16 protein-coding genes and 2 tRNA genes are annotated in these 16,728 nt (G+C 60.3%); 10 read left to right on the forward strand and 8 right to left on the reverse strand.

Features of this window, described 5'->3' with window-relative positions; all coding sequences use genetic code 11:
• Positions 1-49: 49 nt before the first annotated feature.
• Positions 50-526, forward strand: coding sequence for a Holliday junction resolvase RuvX (ruvX, locus tag HQ843_RS21550; RefSeq protein ID WP_180901269.1), 477 nt, complete (start codon positions 50-52; stop codon positions 524-526).
• Between the two features lie 4 nt (positions 527-530).
• Here the strand turns inward: ruvX and HQ843_RS21555 are convergent, their stop codons facing one another.
• Positions 531-704, reverse strand: coding sequence for a hypothetical protein (locus HQ843_RS21555; RefSeq protein WP_180901268.1), 174 nt, complete (start codon positions 702-704; stop codon positions 531-533).
• 104 nt (positions 705-808) lie between these two features.
• Between HQ843_RS21555 and HQ843_RS21560 the strand changes: the two genes are divergently transcribed.
• From HQ843_RS21560 to HQ843_RS21570, 3 genes are read left to right on the forward strand one after another with little or no spacing between them, the layout of a single operon-like run.
• Positions 809-1,735, forward strand: coding sequence for an AEC family transporter (locus HQ843_RS21560; RefSeq protein ID WP_180901267.1), 927 nt, complete (start codon positions 809-811; stop codon positions 1,733-1,735).
• 9 nt (positions 1,736-1,744) lie between these two features.
• Positions 1,745-2,122: a VOC family protein gene (locus HQ843_RS21565; RefSeq protein WP_180901266.1), complete on the forward strand. Its 378-nt coding sequence runs from the start codon at positions 1,745-1,747 to the stop codon at positions 2,120-2,122.
• Positions 2,123-2,165: 43 nt separating this feature from the next.
• Positions 2,166-2,705: a chloramphenicol phosphotransferase CPT family protein gene (locus tag HQ843_RS21570; protein WP_180901265.1), complete on the forward strand. Its 540-nt coding sequence runs from the start codon at positions 2,166-2,168 to the stop codon at positions 2,703-2,705.
• 108 nt (positions 2,706-2,813) lie between these two features.
• On the opposite strand, the gene tuf is transcribed toward HQ843_RS21570, so the two are convergent.
• The 4 genes from tuf to HQ843_RS21590 all read right to left on the reverse strand — a co-directional run bounded on the left by tuf (position 2,814) and on the right by HQ843_RS21590 (position 5,962).
• Positions 2,814-3,989 (reverse strand): elongation factor Tu, encoded by a 1,176-nt coding sequence (gene tuf, locus HQ843_RS21575; protein ID WP_180900970.1) that lies wholly within the window; start codon positions 3,987-3,989, stop codon positions 2,814-2,816.
• A gap of 231 nt (positions 3,990-4,220) precedes the next feature.
• Positions 4,221-5,411 carry a GGDEF domain-containing protein gene (locus HQ843_RS21580; protein ID WP_180901264.1) on the reverse strand — a complete coding sequence of 397 codons (1,191 nt, stop codon included), beginning with the start codon at positions 5,409-5,411 and terminating at the stop codon, positions 4,221-4,223.
• 375 nt (positions 5,412-5,786) lie between these two features.
• Positions 5,787-5,860 (reverse strand) — tRNA-Gly (locus HQ843_RS21585).
• 17 nt (positions 5,861-5,877) lie between these two features.
• Positions 5,878-5,962: transfer RNA gene (locus tag HQ843_RS21590), tRNA-Tyr, on the reverse strand.
• Positions 5,963-6,176: 214 nt separating this feature from the next.
• Here HQ843_RS21590 and HQ843_RS21595 point away from each other — a divergent pair.
• The 5 genes from HQ843_RS21595 (at position 6,177) to HQ843_RS21615 (ending at position 11,747) form a co-directional block, all read left to right on the forward strand.
• On the forward strand, positions 6,177-7,049 hold the full coding sequence (locus tag HQ843_RS21595) for a TrmH family RNA methyltransferase (RefSeq protein WP_180901263.1): 873 nt from the start codon (positions 6,177-6,179) through the stop codon (positions 7,047-7,049).
• A gap of 20 nt (positions 7,050-7,069) precedes the next feature.
• Positions 7,070-7,837, forward strand: coding sequence for an HAD-IIB family hydrolase (locus HQ843_RS21600; protein WP_180901262.1), 768 nt, complete (start codon positions 7,070-7,072; stop codon positions 7,835-7,837).
• Between the two features lie 184 nt (positions 7,838-8,021).
• On the forward strand, positions 8,022-9,242 hold the full coding sequence (locus tag HQ843_RS21605; protein WP_180901261.1) for a glycosyltransferase family protein: 1,221 nt from the start codon (positions 8,022-8,024) through the stop codon (positions 9,240-9,242).
• Between the two features lie 727 nt (positions 9,243-9,969).
• Entirely contained in the window at positions 9,970-11,130 is a 1,161-nt protein-coding gene (locus tag HQ843_RS21610; RefSeq protein WP_246710189.1) for a GGDEF domain-containing protein, read from the forward strand.
• Positions 11,131-11,312: 182 nt separating this feature from the next.
• Entirely contained in the window at positions 11,313-11,747 is a 435-nt protein-coding gene (locus tag HQ843_RS21615; RefSeq protein ID WP_180901260.1) for a PACE efflux transporter, read from the forward strand.
• Positions 11,748-12,529: 782 nt separating this feature from the next.
• Here the strand turns inward: HQ843_RS21615 and HQ843_RS21620 are convergent.
• Together HQ843_RS21620 and HQ843_RS21625 are read right to left on the reverse strand one after the other, a co-directional pair.
• Positions 12,530-14,023 carry a sulfatase gene (locus tag HQ843_RS21620; RefSeq protein WP_180901259.1) on the reverse strand — a complete coding sequence of 498 codons (1,494 nt, stop codon included), beginning with the start codon at positions 14,021-14,023 and terminating at the stop codon, positions 12,530-12,532.
• Positions 14,024-14,027: 4 nt separating this feature from the next.
• A complete protein-coding gene (locus HQ843_RS21625) occupies positions 14,028-14,237 on the reverse strand; it encodes a hypothetical protein (RefSeq protein WP_180901258.1) in 210 nt (69 codons plus the stop codon).
• A 218-nt stretch (positions 14,238-14,455) separates the two neighbouring features.
• Between HQ843_RS21625 and HQ843_RS21630 the strand changes: the two genes are divergently transcribed.
• A complete protein-coding gene (locus HQ843_RS21630) occupies positions 14,456-15,406 on the forward strand; it encodes an IS110 family RNA-guided transposase (RefSeq protein ID WP_180897501.1) in 951 nt (316 codons plus the stop codon).
• On the opposite strand, the gene HQ843_RS21635 is transcribed toward HQ843_RS21630, so the two are convergent.
• Entirely contained in the window at positions 15,378-16,724 is a 1,347-nt protein-coding gene (locus tag HQ843_RS21635) for a tripartite tricarboxylate transporter permease (RefSeq protein ID WP_180901257.1), read from the reverse strand. The two genes, HQ843_RS21630 and HQ843_RS21635, sit on opposite strands and share 29 nt — an antisense overlap.
• Positions 16,725-16,728: the final 4 nt, after the last annotated feature.

Consider the following 16,728-nt stretch of genomic DNA (forward strand, 5'->3'; position numbering starts at 1 on the left):
GCGCGCCATTTTCCATCAAAGCGTGGCAAAAGGCGCCAAGAAAACACCGATGACAGTCCATACCATTGAAGAACTGGCCGCAGCGCTTGGCCCTTCCACAGCCATTGCCGGGCTCGACCTCGGCACAAAGACCATCGGCCTTGCGGTTTCCGACCTTTCGCGCCGCTTTGCAACGCCGCGCCCGGTGCTGAAGCGGATCAAGTTCACGCAGGATGCCGAAGCGCTGCTGGCCTTTGCCGAGAAGGAACGGATCGCCGGCTTCGTCATCGGCCTGCCGATGAATATGGATGGCAGCGCCGGGCCGCGGGTGCAGGCTACCCGGGCGTTTGTGCGCACCATGGAGGAAAAGACCGCCCTGCCGTTCTGCTTCTGGGACGAAAGACTTTCGACGGTCGCCGCCGAGCGCGCGCTTCTGGAAATGGATGTCTCGCGGCAAAAGCGTGCGGGAAGAATCGATTCGGCGGCCGCCGCCTTCATTCTCCAGGGCGCGCTCGACCGGCTGGCGGCAATCGGCGGGCAGCGATGACCGGTTATTCCTGCGCCGGTTCGAGCTCACCGCGCAGCATGCGGTTGGGATCGAACATGTGATCCACGAAGGCGATAGCCATGAGGATCGCGCCGCTGACGGCGAGCTCGACCGGCAGGCATGCGAGACACACGCCCAATATCGCCACCTGATAACGCCGCACGCGGACTTCCTGCATTTGCTTCACCCTTCAGCGGTTATCTCTGGCAGAAACCTTGTCCATCTGGCAAGCAATGATCGGCGGCAAAGTTAACCGCAGAACAATTCAAACCGGTAATCCGCATGCTCATCATCTTCGAAAGCGTCCTGCCGATCTTCCTGATCATAGCCTTCGGCGTCGTGCTGAAGCGCGTTCCGCTGTTCAGCGAGGCGTTCTGGGCCGGCCTCAACCAGCTCGGCTACTACGTGCTGTTTCCCGCACTACTGGTCACCACGCTGGCGCGCGCCGACTTCTCCTCGCTTGATGCCGGGCGGATCGGCTGGGTCACGCTGCTGGCGGTCGCCGCCATATCCGCGCTTTCGATCGCGCTCTGGCCTATCCTGAAACGCACCGGTCTCGGCCGTCCGGCCTTCACCTCGGTGTTTCAGACCACGACGCGCTGGAATGCCTTTGTGGCGCTGGCGATCGCCGACAAGTTTGCCGGGCTCGAGGGCATGGCGGTGATCTCGCTGATGATGACGGCAACGATCCTGCCGCTCAACATCATCAATGTCCTCGTCCTGGTTTCGTTTTCGGAGGAAAAGACCAATATCAAGGTGATGGTGCGCAATGTCGTCACCAATCCGCTGATTATCGCAGCACTCGTCTCGATCATCATCAATGCCCTGGGGATACCGATCTACGATCCACTTTACGCCGCCCTCGACCTGCTTGCCCGCGCGGCACTCGGCATGGGCCTGCTCCTGGTCGGCGCCGGGCTGGTGATTTCCGATGCGCTGAAGCCGAAGCCGATGGTGCTGCTGCCGACGGTGCTGAAGCTGATCCTGTTTCCGCTGGTCACCTACGCCCTAGCCACCGCTTTCGGCGTTACCGGCATGCCGCTCACTGTCATGGTGCTCGGCGCCAGCGTTCCCACCGCCATGAACGGCTATGTGCTCGCCCGCCAACTCGGCGGCGATGCAAGGCTCTATTCGGCGGTTGTCACGGTGCAGACGGTCGCCTCGATCGTAACCCTGCCGATCGCCCTGCTGCTTGTCGGCGGCGGGTGAGGCCGGATCATGGCAGAGCCGATCTTCATCAATTCCCTCGTTTTCGTTTCCGACATGAAGCGGTCGGTGGGCTTTTATTGCGACCTGCTCGGCCAGACGATCGCGCAGGATCACGGCGATTTCGTGCAGCTCGAAAACGGGCTGGCACTCCATGTCGGCAGCGCCCTCGAGACCACCATGTTCGGTGCGCCTTCCGGCGACCGGACCCGCTATGGCCGCGGCAATCTGGTGCTCTATTTCGAAACCGACGATCTTGAGGGGATGTTTGCAAAGATGGCGAAAGCGACAGACCTGATCCACCCGATCCAAACCCAGGCCTGGGGCCAGAAAGTGTTCCGCTGCTACGATCCCGATGGGCATATCATCGAAATCGGCGAGCCAATGTGATGGCGGCATTGCGCACTTGGCTTTCCTTGAAGGCAGGTAAAACATGAGCCAGATCATTTTTCTGCACGGAGCATCCAGCAGCGGAAAATCCACTCTCGCCCGCCACATACAGGCAACAATCGAGAAGCCGTTTTGGCATATCTCAATTGATCACCTGCGCGATTCAGGTGTGCTGCCGACAGAGCGGTTCAAGAACGGCGATTTCGAATGGCGCGAAAGTCGGTCATCTTTTTTTGCCGGTTTCCACGCCTCGCTGGCAGCATACGCCCACACAGGAAACAATCTCATTGTGGAACACATTCTGGATACGGACGGATGGTATGAAGCTCTGCAGAGACAACTCGCACCCTTCGATGTCTACTTCGTCGCGGTCCGCTGTCCGCTGCGTGTCCTCATCGAGCGCGAAAGAGCCCGTGGGAACCGGATAATCGGTAGCGCCAAGCAGGATTTCGAAACAATCCATGTCGGCAAAACATATGATCTTGAGATCCAGTCGCAGGACGGAATTGAATACAATACCGAACTTGTTTTGAAAGGCTGGAGATCGGGCCGGCGTATCTCAGATTTTTCACAACCGGCCTGACGACAAAACCAGCCAATTTTCTGACGGTGCGCTTGGACAGCATCTCCGATAACAAAAAGCCCCGCCGGATCGCTCCGGCGGGGCTTTTCATTTCTGTTCGATCAAGCCTTACTTGATGATCGAGGCGACGATGCCGGCGCCGACGGTGCGGCCGCCTTCGCGGATCGCGAAGCGCAGCTTTTCTTCCATCGCGATCGGAACGATCAGCTCGACGTCAACCGTGACGTTGTCGCCCGGCATCACCATTTCCGTGCCTTCCGGCAGCGTGACCACACCGGTCACGTCCGTGGTGCGGAAGTAGAACTGCGGACGGTAGTTGGTGAAGAACGGCGTGTGACGGCCGCCTTCATCCTTCGTCAGGATATAGGCTTCTGCCTTGAACACGGTGTGCGGGGTAACCGAACCGGGCTTGCACAGAATCTGGCCGCGCTCGACCTGATCGCGCTGAACGCCGCGGATCAGGGCGCCGATATTGTCGCCGGCCTGGCCCTGGTCGAGCAGCTTGCGGAACATTTCAACGCCGGTAACCGTCGTCTTCTGGGTGTCCTTGATGCCGACGATCTCGACTTCCTCGCCAACCTTGACGATGCCGCGTTCGACGCGACCGGTCACAACCGTACCGCGACCCGAGATCGAGAACACGTCCTCGATCGGCATCAGGAAGGGCAGGTCGATCGGACGCTCGGGCGTCGGGATATAGTCGTCGACGGCGGCCATCAGCGCGCGAACGGCGTCTTCGCCGATCGCCTTGTCGCCGTCCTGAAGAGCGACGAGAGCCGAACCCTTGATGATCGGGATTTCGTCGCCGGGGAACTCGTAACTGTCGAGCAGCTCGCGGACTTCCATTTCGACGAGTTCGAGAAGCTCTTCGTCATCGACCTGGTCGACCTTGTTCAGGAACACCACGATCGCCGGAACGCCGACCTGACGGGCAAGCAGGATGTGCTCGCGGGTCTGCGGCATCGGGCCGTCGGCGGCCGACACGACCAGGATCGCGCCGTCCATCTGGGCAGCACCGGTGATCATGTTCTTCACATAGTCGGCGTGGCCGGGGCAGTCGACGTGGGCGTAGTGACGCTTTTCGGTCTCATACTCGACGTGGGCCGTCGAGATGGTGATGCCGCGGGCCTTTTCTTCCGGAGCCGCGTCGATCTGGTCATACGCGCGGAATTCGCCGAAATACTTCGTGATCGCTGCCGTCAGCGACGTCTTGCCATGGTCAACGTGGCCGATCGTGCCGATGTTTACGTGCGGCTTGCTCCGCTCAAACTTTGCTTTTGCCATGTGAATGCTTCCTGTAACTGATAACACGGATGCCCCGGCGAACCGGTTTAGTGCCGCCGTTTAAGGCTTTCGGAAGCAATAAGCAAGACAAAATCTGGAGAGCGCCCCAAAGCGCGCCACAACGAACTCCGTGCCTGACAGTACCGGCGCGGCGCGGCTCCCCGGTCGCCGATTTCAGCGCCGAAAACGATACGCCGCGACAACGCCCGCAATCATCCACATGCGCCGGCATCACACGTCGGTACGCCGCCGCTCGGACACGAAAGGCACCACGCTCGCCTTGCCGGTCCGTCCGCCCTCGCCCGCCTCGGCCGAACCGCTGACCACGCGGTTGCGGCCCAGCCTTTTGGCCTCGTAAAGCGCGGCATCGGCGGCGGCATAGAGCGTCTCGTAGCCGCGCTCGATGTTGATGGTGGCGGCGCCGACACTGCTGCGGGCGGAAAGCTGCCGCCCCTGAACAACGGCCGTATTTTCTTCGAGCCGCCGGCGGATACGCTCGCCAAGCGCGCCGGCGCCGTCCGCGCCGAGATCCACGGCGAGAATGGCGAATTCGTCGCCGCCGATACGCCCGACGACATCGCCGGCGCGCGACTGCTCGATCAGCACGCCGCCGACGCGCTGGAGAACCGCATCGCCGGCCGGATGACCGAGCGCGTCGTTGACCGCCTTGAACTCGTCGATATCGATCAGGACCAGGCTCACCAGCACCCGCGTCCGCTCGGCATAGATAGCGCTCACAGCGCGTTCAAAACCGGCGCGGTTCAGGACGCCGGTCAGATGATCGCGGTCCTTCAGGGTGTTCAACGTCTCCAGCCGTTCGACGAAATGGGAGGCCAGCAGTTCGAGCGTCAGGATCATCGCCAGAAGCAGGATATAGAGCTGCAGAAAGCCCCAGAATATGGACTGCGGATTGGCGATATCCTGATTGAAGAACACGCCGGCCGTGCGGACGGTATGCATCAGGCCCAGCGTCATGAAGGTCCAGAAGATCAGCTTGTCGTGAATGGTGTCGTCACGACGGATCCAGATATGCTTCAGGGTGACGACGAAGACCACGATCAGGCCGACATTGATGCCGGCCGTGCGGATCTCGATCGTCGATGTGACATAGAGCGTAATATAGACTGCGCTGAGGACGACGAACGTGGCGATGATAAACGCGCGGCCGAAGGACTTGCCCCGCCGCCGCAGCAGGGATTCCCCGAAGGCAAGCTGCGCGGCGATGAAGGCCATATTGCTGAACGGCAAGGCGATATAATCCGGCAGGAAAGGGCGGAGAAACATCCCGATGAAGGCCATGTCCACGATCAGCAGCGCAAGCGCGAAAAGCATCAGATAGAGCGGCCGGCCGCCGGTAAACCAGGCAACGACGAAGCTGCTTGCCAGGATCGCCAGCCCACCCGTCACAATCAATGACTGCATGATATTCACCGGCCGGAGAACCCCATCAAAATAATCAACCTGCTGCAACCGCGACGACCAAAACCATTACACGCACGGGACTGCAGGAGCGGCGATGGTATTGTCAGCCCACTCCAATCAGTCAGCATAACCCCTGAAACAAGTCGAAGACAGGTCTATTCAAGAGAAACGGTGTTCCAAGTCAATCCCCGCAGAGCGCGTTACGCCCTGTCCCGCCCAGTACATGCCTCCGCGCCGCAGCCGCCAAAATCGCTGCGCCACCATCCACAACCTATACGAGTTAAAAGCAAGTTATGCAATAGTAAAGCGCGATGTAACCGTCCGGACCATCGCGGCGCTAGCAAAACTCACATACGGTATGGGAATCTGATGGGCTGGAGCGGGTAGCGGGAATCGAACCCGCGTATTCAGCTTGGAAGGCTGCTGCTCTACCATTGAGCTATACCCGCGGAACTCTAGGGCCCGGTGGTGGAGGAGGTTGGATTCGAACCAACGTAGACTAAGTCAACGGATTTACAGTCCGTCCGTTTTAACCACTCACGCACTCCTCCAGTACCAGCCTGGATGGCGGCCATGCCGCCGATCGACAATCGCGCCGTCACTTTCGGCTCGCTTCGATCTGCGCCGCGTATATGACCGGCTGATGACGCTCTGTCAACACGGGGCTTCAGAAAAATCCGCCGAAAAATCATCTTGCCCAAAACACGGATGCACCACAGTACAAAACGCCCTAGCCGGAAGCGGTCGCCCGCTCTATAAAAAGCCATGAACAAAAAAAGCGACAATGACGGCTACGCCAAAGACAGCCATTACGCCAAGCTCCGACGCGCTCACCGCGATACCAAGCGCGCGCGCGGGGACATCCCCCCTGCCCCGGCCCGGCAAGGAAAAAAGGGACCGGCCGGCCCCCTGCCGGTCGCAGAAGACGAGGTGCTGCTTTACGGGCTGCACACCGTTCGCGCGGCGATCGAAAACAGGGAGCGCACGCTGATTGCGCTCAAGGTCACCCAGAATGCGCTCGCCCGCCTGACCGACGGACTGGAAATGCCGCCAGAACTTCCGGTCGAGATCGTGCGGCCGAAGCAGATCGACGACATTCTCGGCGAAGACGCCATTCACCAGGGCGTGATGCTGAAGGCGCGCACGCTTCCGGTGCGCAGGCTCGACGCGCTGCAGGACAGCCCGCTGCTCTTGGTGCTCGACCAGGTCACGGACCCGCACAATGTCGGCGCGATCCTGCGCTCCGCCGTTGCCTTTGCCGCCGGCGCGGTGATCACCACCATGCGCCACAGCCCGGCCGAATCGGGCGTGCTTGCCAAATCCGCTTCCGGCGCGCTGGAATACATCCCCTATATCCAGATCACCAATCTGGCCAAGACGCTGGAGGAACTGCATGCCATGGGCTTCGTGACCATCGGGCTTGATTCGGAGGGACCCGCCGTGCTGGAAGAAAGCCTTCATGGACAGAAGATCGCGCTGGTGCTGGGAGCCGAGGGCAAGGGCCTGCGCCAGAAGACCCGCGAGACCGTGACCACGCTTGCCCGCCTGGACATGCCCGGCGAAATCAAATCGCTCAATGTCTCGAACGCCTCGGCGATCGCGCTTTACGCGGCACGGCAGTTTCTGGCCAAAGGCTGAGGCGGCATAAAGGTCATCCGATGCACATCGTCTTCACCGATCTCGACGGCACGCTGCTCGACCACGAGACCTATTCCTTCGAGCCCGCCCGCCCGGCGCTGGAAGAGCTGAAGGCGCATGGTATCCCGCTCGTTCTGGCCAGCAGCAAGACCGAGGCCGAGATGCGGCCGATCGCGGCGGCAATCGGCATCGATTACCCGATGATCGTGGAAAACGGCGCAGGGATCGTCAACTGGCCGGGTGGCGGGCAGGACGAGGACGGCGTCTATGACAGGCTGCGCGCGGTTCTGTCGTCGATGGACAAGGATTTGCGTCGCCACTACCAGGGCTTTGGCGACTGGAGCGATGGGCAAGTGGCCGAAAAAACCGGCATGCCGCTGGAAAGCGCCCGCCTTGCCCGCAAACGCCGCTTTTCCGAGCCGGGCCTCTGGTCGGGCAGCGAGGACGAGCGCGAAGCCTTTGCCGCAATCCTCGATGCGCACGGATTTCAGGCGGTACAGGGCGGCCGGTTCTTCACGCTGATGCCGAAAACCTCGAAGGCCGAGGCAATGGCGAAGATCACTCGCTTCTATGCCGAGATGACCGGCGAACCGGTTTTCACCGTCGCGCTCGGCGACGCGCCCAATGACGCGGCCATGCTGGAAAGCGCCGACAGGGGCTTCATCATCGCCAATCCCGCCCATGCCGAAATGCCGGTTTCAGACCGTGAGCGCGCCGGTTTCATCACCCGGTCCGAGCGGCCGGGGCCTTTTGGCTGGAATGACATGATATTGCAATTACTGGCGTAATATAGTTGGTAATCACATGAGCATTTCGCATTCGGGCGGAATCACCCGTCCGCCGCGAAACCGCCGCAGAACGAAGACGATCGAGCAACCGCGGAGCGCTGAAAGCGGCCAGCTCTGACACATATTCCGATCGGCAGCCCTTATCCCCGGCGCTGCCGCAAGCAAAAAAATCAGGAGCGTCGCCATGGCTGACTTTCATCAAAACGGCGTCGTCGCGACGCTTCACAATCTGCGCGAACGCTCCCTCCACCGCGTGGAGCGCGAGCTTTCGAGCTTCTCGGCGACCCGCCCGATCACGCTGATCCTGCCCTCCCTGTTCTCCGAACTCGAGGCCGAAGCGCTCGACAACATCGTCAACCACCTGATCGAGGTGCCCTATATCTCCAACATCGTCATCGGCCTCGACCGCGCCGACGAGGAACAGTACCGCTACGCGCTGAAATATTTCAGCCGCCTGCCCCAGAACCATGCCGTGCTCTGGAACGATGGCCCCCGGATGCAAGCCGTCCACAACCGGCTCGGCGCTGCGGCGCTGGCGCCTGAGGAACCCGGCAAGGGCCGTAATGTCTGGTACTGCATCGGCTATGTTCTCGGCGCGCGCAACTCGTCCGTGGTGGCGCTTCACGATTGCGACATCGTGACCTATTCCCGCGAGATGCTGGCCCGCCTGGTCTATCCGGTCACGAACCCGGCCTTTCCCTATGTGTTTTCGAAGGGTTATTATCCGCGCATCGCCGATGGATCGCTCAATGGACGCGTGACGAGGCTTCTGGTGACGCCGCTTCTGCTGGCGCTTGAAAAAACCATCGGCCACCAGCCCTATCTCGATTACCTGAAGGCGTTCCGCTATCCGCTTGCCGGCGAATTCGCGATGCGCACCCACATCCTGCCCGATATCCGGATTCCGTGGGACTGGGGCCTCGAGATCGGCGTATTGTCGGAACTGTGGCGCAACTACTCCAACAATGCCATCTGCCAGGTGGATATTTCGGACGCTTACGACCACAAGCATCAGCCGCTCTCGCAGGACGACGCCCGACAGGGGCTGTCGCGCATGTCCACGGACATTTGCAAGACCGTGTTCCGCAAGCTTGCGACAGACGGCGTGACCTTCTCGCAGGAGACGCTCAGAACCGTGAAGGCGGCCTATTTCCGGACCGCGCTCGATCTGGTCGAAATCTACCACAATGATGCCCGCATGAACGGCCTGTCGACCGATCGGCACAAGGAGGAACAGGCCGTCGAACTGTTTGCAACCAACCTTACGGATGCCGGCAACGCATTCCTTGAGACGCCGGACGCAACCCCGCTGATGCCGCGCTGGAACCGTGTCCTGAGCGCGCTACCCGATGTGCTGGACGAGTTGCAGGCCGCGGTGGCGGCCGATATGGCGGAATACGGCTGACCTGTTCCTGAAATTCGATCTCCAGAGCATCGGGCGATCAATTGGCATCGCCCGATGCTCTGGATTCTCCATTTTGACGCGTCGGGTTAACGAAAAACCGGCGCCCACTTTTTCGCCCGACGCTCCAGCAGGGCAGCCGCCGCAGGCGCCTGCGGCGGCTGTCTGTTGAGAACCCCCGCGCGCAATCACGGCGTCGCCTCCCTCTCCCCCAGCCGGAAACCATCAGGCGCAAGTCCCTGCGCACAAAGGCTTTTTCTTCTCACCTCACCACAAATGGCCCGGATCAGGTCCGCGATGATGGATGCGCTTTGGAAGAAACCTGTCAGTCGTCTCGCTACAGGCGATCGCGGCGGCTGAACCGCAAGCATTCCGTGAGCGAAAGATCATGGAATGCCGCCCGGTTATGTATGCGCTGAACCGGCCCCTCCACTCTGTCGAAGTCCTTGACATAATAATGGCAACGCCGCGCGGGCCTATTCGCATGTAATGATCGGTCTGGACAAAGATATCCGCTTTCATTTCAAGCGGAACTGCTTTAGTTGACCTCCAATATTTCCTGCTACTGGCGCCGCAAATGTGCCGTCGTCAAAATATGACAAAACCAGCAGCTTACTTTTAACCCGGAAACAATCTATACGAGTGGTCGACAACAGTCCGGTGAGACAGACCATAGGCCCTCTCCAGTGTTGATTTCCGACAGGTGTTTATTCCAGATGTCTGAGCTCCAATGGATGCTGTGGTAGCGCGAACAATCCTTTCATTGACCGGCCCGGGCATCGTGCTGATATTCAGCCTTGCCTTTGCTGTGTTCTGGCTGATCGAAAGACGATTGCATTATTTGCCGGTGTTAGCGCTGTCCTGCCTGCTGTTCGCACTGGGCTCTCTCTCGCAAATTCTCCACTGGCCCCCTGAGGCCGGCCCGAATGCCCTTGTTTCCGGCGCACTCTACACAATCGCCGTATTGCTGAACGTTCAGGGCATGCTCCTGCGCGCCGAAAAGCCATTCAACTGGTGGCTCTGTCTGATTGTATTCGCGATCATAATGGCGCTGCTCTGGTATTTTTTCTATATCGACAGGAATCTCACCGCCCGCGTCTACGTACAGAATTTCGGCTATGGCCTGATCATGCTGTCGGCAACTGTTCCCCTTGCCAAGCGTCCGGCTCCACGCCCTGTCGATTGTGTTCTCTTCTGGGTCCTGCTGCTTTTCGCCCTTCAATTCTTTCCAAGAACCCTGTTGACCGCAGGCGACTGGATCGCTCCCGATGCTGCGGCCTTTGCAAACTCGCTGTTCTGGCAGGCCATGCTTTTCTCCGTCGGTCTTCTCGCGGCAGTATTGGCGCTCACGCTGCTGTTTGCAGCCTTTTCCGATGTACTGCACGATTTGCGGCGGGAGCGCGACTACGACGCCCTGACCGGGGTCTTGAACAGGCGCGGCTTCGGCGACAGGATCGACGCGGAATTGCCGATTATCGACAATCCGGTTTCCCTTGTTCTCTGCGACATCGATCACTTCAAGAGCATAAACGATCTTTACGGTCACGATCAGGGCGATGCGGTCCTGCGGGAGCTGGGCGAGGTTCTGCGCCGGAATGCCCGCAAGCGCGATATCATCGGGCGGCTGGGCGGCGAGGAATTCGCGATCCTCATGCCGGATACCGATGGCGAGGCGGCGCTACAATTCGCCGAACGCCTGCGGATCGCCGTCGAGGGTCATCACTATGGCTTGCCGGCTACCGCAAATGGCGTTACTGCAAGTTTCGGTCTTGCGACGCGCGAACCATCCGAGAGCTGGAACGATCTGTTCAAGAGCGCCGACACGCGCCTCTATGTCGCCAAGAGGGGCGGCCGCAACCGTGTCGTCCATCAGGACAATGCGATTCAATAACCGGCGCTGCGGGTCGCCTGGCGCCTCCTGCTTTTGCACAGTGTCCAAAGCAGACTTTTTCAGACTTCGGATTGCCGGCACTTGAAACCGGCGCGCGCATGCTCCATCTCCGGGTCCGTGAGGACGACCTCCGCGAAGTGGACAATGGCCGGGACGACCCGGCATCTATTTTCAGGTTGCCCATGCGCTCCCCTCTCGATCGCCTTCGCCATGCCCTCGGTTTCGAAATTGTCGGCCTGCTTCTGGTCGTCCCGCTCGGGGCATTCGTTTTCGATATGCCCATGCACGACATCGGCGTGGTGAGCATTGCAAGCGCCACGCTCGCCGCCGTGTGGAACATGGCGTACAATTACATCTTCGACCGGGGCATGCAGCGCCTGTTCGGCACCACCGAGAAGACGATGCCGGCGCGGGTGCTGCATGCCGTCCTGTTCGAGATCGGCCTGCTCATCGTGCTGATGCCGTTCATCGCGTGGTATCTTGGCATCCCGCTCTGGCAGGCGCTGGTGATGGATGCCTCCTTCGCGCTGTTCTACATGGTCTATGCGCTCGGCTTCAATTGGGCCTACGACGTGGTTTTTCCGCTGCCGGAATGGAAGGCGGAACACCCGAAGTGAAGCGACGCAAGGTCACCGCCCGGCATGCATGGAAACATGCTGATCGCGATGTCTCGGAACCTGCGGAAAAGCTGAACGACCACCACAGGCCGGCCGAAGCGCCTGCACGACGCGGCCGATCAAGCATAATCTAATACATCAGGCCTTGATAAAAGTGGCGCGCCCGAAGAGATTCGAACTCCTGACCCCCAGATTCGTAGCTCCGTGGTGGTAACGGACACCAATAGCTTTTTTTGCAAAACAATCACAATTCAACGCCAATTAAAACAAATAGTTAGCCGCTGAAATGCAAACCGATATTTCCACTACAGCCTGTCGGTGTTCCGCAAATTGCGGACGATCATTTCATCTATTCAGAGAGACCGACTCCGACGAGTGATTATGCATGGCCTTCCACAAGCCAGCATCACCAGAGCGTATAGCCGCCGTGGATGATACAGATCGAACCGGTGGTGAAACTGGAGGCGTCGCTTACCAGAGGCGAGGTTTTAAGCTGACCTACGCGAGTGCGTCTATCAGCTCTGTGTTCCGCTCGCGACCAACGGGCTAGTTAATGACGCCATGGCGCCGAACGAAATCGACTTTCTGACGGGGGCGTCCATCCGCTGAAGCAGAAACTTTTTACCATAGACGAAGCGCAAGCTTCGCTGGGCCGCTATCAGCATTGGCTCTTCGGACCTGAAAGCAACCAAAACACCTCGGCAATTGTCGGCGCCAGGCTGCGCAGGTGAGAAAACATTTCCTTGCACTTCCGGGTCAAAGCATGACCGACCCGGTTCGGCTTAGCCGGCCATCATATTCAGGCCCAACCGCCTGAACAGCTCTTCCGGCGCATCGTGCGCGACCATCTCTTCTATCAGGAGCTTCTTCATTCGGGCCTCAACGCACGTATCTTCCAGGGGCGCCAGTTGAGCTGGATCTGCGACGAGGTCATAAAGTCGCGTTTCGGCGTCGACGAGACAACCAGGGCCCTGGTGATCGAACATCGCCGAACACGACTGCACCGGAATGGACAGCAAGGGAGCGCCGCGTGTCCATGATCGGGGCGGGACCAGCGTGGCCTGCGAGAGTTCCTCGGGCGTAAACCGGCTGGCCATGTGGGTGGGCATCAGCGTGTACTGGTTCAGCCCCGGCGCCAGCGGATCTGGCGGATACCGGTGATAGCTCCAGCGCCCGTCGGTGACGTTCACGGAACCGCCAAACATGCCGAACAACACTGCACGCCGGTCTGGATCGGAGCCGAGACTGCGGCCGGTCATCTCGGGTGCCGGCGCGACGCTATGAAGGTCAAGCAGCGTCGGCGCCAGATCCGGCGTCTGTGTCAGATGATCGATACGTCGTGCTCCGGGCGAGCGCGGATCATGGAAAAGCAGCGGCAGATGGACGATCTCCTCATACATCTGCGTCCGGTTCTTGGCCCAATATTCATGCTCGCCCAGCAGGAAACCGTGGTCGGTGGTGACGATCAGCGCGGTGTCCTCCCACAAGCCGAGGCGGTCGAAACTGTCCAGTACGCGACCCAGTTGTTCGTCGCACATGGCTAGGGACGCATTGTAGTTGGCGCGCAGTTCGTCGGCTTCGTCCGGGTTTTCATCGACCGCCCCATAGCGCGGCCAGTCGCGGATGGGACCGTTCCAACCGGTCTGATAGGGATCACGGAACCGGCGGGGCGTATGAAACGGCTCATGAGGATCGAAGGTCTCGATCTGCAGAAGCCATGCCGGGGCCTCATGGTTCTGCTCGATGAATTCGAGACCCAGATCAAACGTGCGAATGCCCGGAAAGCTGTCGTTTTGCACCATATGCATGCGGTTCACCGCGTAATGCAGGTGTTTCTCATTCTGCATCTGACGGGGGTGGTAGGCCTCACGCAATTGCTCCATTGGCGCAGAGACAGTCGATTTCCACGGATCCGATTGCTGGCCACGCACCAGTTCGAAACTCGAATAGCGGGTATGATAGGTAGCGCCGCCGTCCTCCCAGTAGTGGAAGTGGTCGGTCACTAGGTGCGAGGGGACGCCCGCCTCGTCCAGCATTTGCGGAACGGCATTATCGAACGGTTCGAGCGGGCCCCAGCTTCTGTGCAGGAAGTTCAGCCGACCTGTCATCATGTCACGCCGCGCCGGCATGCAGGGCAGGCTGCCAGCATAGTGTTGGTCGTAGACCTGCGAGCGCCCGGCGAGCCGGTCAAAGTTCGGGGTCGGGACGGTCGTTCCGCCATAACAGCCCAGCATGTGGCGGTTGAGCGAATCGAAGAGCAGCAGAACCGTCTTCATCCGTTCATGCCTCATTCCGCCGGGCGTTCAGCCCCGCCTGCGCCTCGCGCCGCTCCCGCCGGGCGGCACGAAAACCCCGATATGCCATATAGAGAGAGGCGAGGATCAGGACCGCGTCGATGGCGATCAACGTGGCTGAAATCGGCCGCTCGAAGAAGATGGCGTAGCCATCCCGCGACAACAGCAGCGAGCGCCGCAGATTGCTCTCCAGCAACGGCCCGAGGATTGTTTGTTGAATGCAGGTTATGATGTTGGCGCAGCTGCGGGCTCTTTCACAGCCCGCAGCTGCTGTGGCAGGCGACCGTCCGAGGATTGGGCAACACCCGACGTCATCAAGGTCACTGCCGCACTCTGCCATCGCTTGGAGAGTTGATTGGGCCGCTGCCTGGCACGCCCGCAAACAATCCGAAGCCTAGAGAGGATAGCATCACCATGACCTTTTTGCATCATCCCCCGTGCCGTTGCCTTGGCGTCGATGTCGCCAAGGACACCATCGCCGTTTTTGACGGCCGCATCGCGACGGTCATTCCCAACCAGCGAAAACAGATCCGGCACTTCCTGCGAAAGTGCGATGTCGACCTGGTCATTTGCGAGCCCACCGGCGGCTACGAGATCATCTTGATGGAAGAATGCCGGGGCCTGAAACTTCCGCTCCATCGCGCCGACACACGCAAGCTCAAGGCTTTCATCCGGTCACGCGGCCGCTTGGGCAAGAGCGATGCGATCGATGCGCGGGAAATGGTCGCCTATGGGCTGGAGCGATGGGCAACCCTGCCTTTATGGCATGCGGAGGACCCCTGTGAGGCAAGGCTCAAGGCTCTCGTGCGCCGCCGCGCCGATCTGGTGGCCATGAGGGTGGCCGAGCAGAATCGCGCCAAGGCACCAAGCGCGCGCGAACTGGGCGGGCGCGACCTGGCCGCCACCTTCAAGGCCCTGCTCACTGTCCTCAACCGGCAGATCGTGCTTGTCGACAAAGCCATCAGTGCGCTGATGCGCTCCGCATCCCTTGTGCAGAGGGCCAGGACCGCAACCGCCATGAAGGGTATCGGCGAAACGACGGCCGCAGCCCTCATTGCCGCGATACCGGAACTGGGGAAGATGGACCGAAAGCAAGCAGCGGCTCTGGCGGGCCTGGCGCCTCATCCAAACGAAAGCGGCAACAAGATCGGCTACCGCAGGATGCGCGGTGGACGGCCAGCCGTGCGAACGATCCTGTTCATGCCCGCCATGCAGGCCGCACAAGGAAGGGGCGAATTCGTCGAATTCTACAAACGCCTCATCCACAACGGTAAAAAGCCAATCGTCGCCCTCGCCGCGGTCATGCGAAAGATAGTCATCACATTGAATGCAAGGTTCAGAGACCAGCTAAGCCAACAGAGTTGATGACGCCGATGACAAGCGGCGCCAGCGGGTAGCCACCCGCCCGCAGGATGATGCCGAGTAGACCAAAGCCCAGCATCGCGCCCACATCGAATAATGAGGCCTGGAGCGCGAAAGTGCCAAGCACGCAGAGCAGCAGGATCGTGGGGATCAGATAGGCCTTCCTGAGCCTCAGCACCCAGACGAACAGCGGGGTTGCTGCGATGCCAATCACCAAAAGGGCAATATTGGAGAAGAAATAGACAAGAAAGATGCCGCTCACGACATCCGGGCTCTGCACAAAGAGCTGCGGCCCCGGAAAATACCCAAGGATCAGCAAGGCTCCGATCAGCACGGCGGAAGAGGCGTCGCCAGGAACGCCGAGCGCAAGCGACGGCACGAGCGTTCCGCCGACCGTGGAATTATTCGCACTTTCCGTCGCCACGACCCCGCCTTCGGCTCCCTCGCCATAACCAGCATTCTTGGGCGCTATTGTCTTTGCCACCGCGTAGGCAGTGAATGAGGAGATGACGCCTCCAGCGCCGGGCAACACACCGAAGAACGAGCCGATGGCGGAGGAGCGCAGCAGATTGCCCCAGTTGCGCAACGTCAGCATCAGGCCGCGGAATCCGGGCCGGACAGGCTCGACCGTCGGCCGATCGGTGAGCCCGCCCTGGCGGATTTCGACCAGCATTTCCGGGATGGCGAAAAGGCCGACGACAATGGCAACCAGATTGAAACCGTCGAGAAGATTGTAGTTGCCGAAGGTGAAGCGGTAGCCGGTGGTGAAGCTGTCAGTACCAATCGTCGCAATGATCAGGCCGATGGCGCCGCTCATCAGTCCCTTCAGCAGGGAGCCTTCGGAAACCACGACGATGGCGAGCAGCCCGGTGATCGCCAGGGCAGCATATTCCGGCGGCGCGAACCGCGAGGCGACACCGGCAAGCTTCGGCGCAAAGAATATCAGCACCAGTCCGCCCAACATGCCGCCAAGTGCTGAGGCACTGATCGCAATGCCGATGGCATCCGCCGCGCGCCCCTTCTGCGCCATCGGCCGTCCGTCAAACAGTGTTGCCGCAGAAAGCGGCGTGCCGGGAATGCCCAGCATGACGGCCGAGACCGATCCTCCACAGGAGCCGCCCACAAAAATAGCAATCAGGAAACCCATGGCCGCGACCGGTGGCAGGGTGATCGCCAGCGGTAGCATCAAAATGATCCCCATCAGCGGGCCCAAACCTGGCAGGGCGCCGATGATGAGACCGAAAAAAACGCCGAGGGCGGTAAAACCCAGCGCTAGCGGCGTCAGCAGCGCCAGTCCGGCGCCGAGAGTATCAGGCAGCATCTGG

Source organism: Martelella sp. NC20 (assembly GCF_013459645.1).
Classification (GTDB): domain Bacteria; phylum Pseudomonadota; class Alphaproteobacteria; order Rhizobiales; family Rhizobiaceae; genus Martelella.

What these genes read in the sequence shown, in the direction of transcription:
- HQ843_RS21630 (WP_180897501.1), top strand. Translation starts at nt 14,456, where the DNA reads ATGACCTTTTTGCATCATCCCCCGTGCCGTTGCCTTGGCGTCGATGTC.
- ruvX (WP_180901269.1), top strand. Translation starts at nt 50, where the DNA reads ATGACAGTCCATACCATTGAAGAACTGGCCGCAGCGCTTGGCCCTTCC.
- HQ843_RS21565 (WP_180901266.1), top strand. Translation starts at nt 1,745, where the DNA reads ATGGCAGAGCCGATCTTCATCAATTCCCTCGTTTTCGTTTCCGACATG.
- HQ843_RS21570 (WP_180901265.1), top strand. Translation starts at nt 2,166, where the DNA reads ATGAGCCAGATCATTTTTCTGCACGGAGCATCCAGCAGCGGAAAATCC.
- tuf (WP_180900970.1), bottom strand. Translation starts at nt 3,989, where the DNA reads ATGGCAAAAGCAAAGTTTGAGCGGAGCAAGCCGCACGTAAACATCGGC.
- HQ843_RS21620 (WP_180901259.1), bottom strand. Translation starts at nt 14,023, where the DNA reads ATGAAGACGGTTCTGCTGCTCTTCGATTCGCTCAACCGCCACATGCTG.
- HQ843_RS21635 (WP_180901257.1), bottom strand. Translation starts at nt 16,724, where the DNA reads ATGCTGCCTGATACTCTCGGCGCCGGACTGGCGCTGCTGACGCCGCTA.
- HQ843_RS21560 (WP_180901267.1), top strand. Translation starts at nt 809, where the DNA reads ATGCTCATCATCTTCGAAAGCGTCCTGCCGATCTTCCTGATCATAGCC.
- HQ843_RS21595 (WP_180901263.1), top strand. Translation starts at nt 6,177, where the DNA reads ATGAACAAAAAAAGCGACAATGACGGCTACGCCAAAGACAGCCATTAC.
- HQ843_RS21600 (WP_180901262.1), top strand. Translation starts at nt 7,070, where the DNA reads ATGCACATCGTCTTCACCGATCTCGACGGCACGCTGCTCGACCACGAG.
- HQ843_RS21610 (WP_246710189.1), top strand. Translation starts at nt 9,970, where the DNA reads ATGGATGCTGTGGTAGCGCGAACAATCCTTTCATTGACCGGCCCGGGC.
- HQ843_RS21580 (WP_180901264.1), bottom strand. Translation starts at nt 5,411, where the DNA reads ATGCAGTCATTGATTGTGACGGGTGGGCTGGCGATCCTGGCAAGCAGC.
- HQ843_RS21605 (WP_180901261.1), top strand. Translation starts at nt 8,022, where the DNA reads ATGGCTGACTTTCATCAAAACGGCGTCGTCGCGACGCTTCACAATCTG.
- HQ843_RS21555 (WP_180901268.1), bottom strand. Translation starts at nt 704, where the DNA reads ATGCAGGAAGTCCGCGTGCGGCGTTATCAGGTGGCGATATTGGGCGTG.
- HQ843_RS21615 (WP_180901260.1), top strand. Translation starts at nt 11,313, where the DNA reads ATGCGCTCCCCTCTCGATCGCCTTCGCCATGCCCTCGGTTTCGAAATT.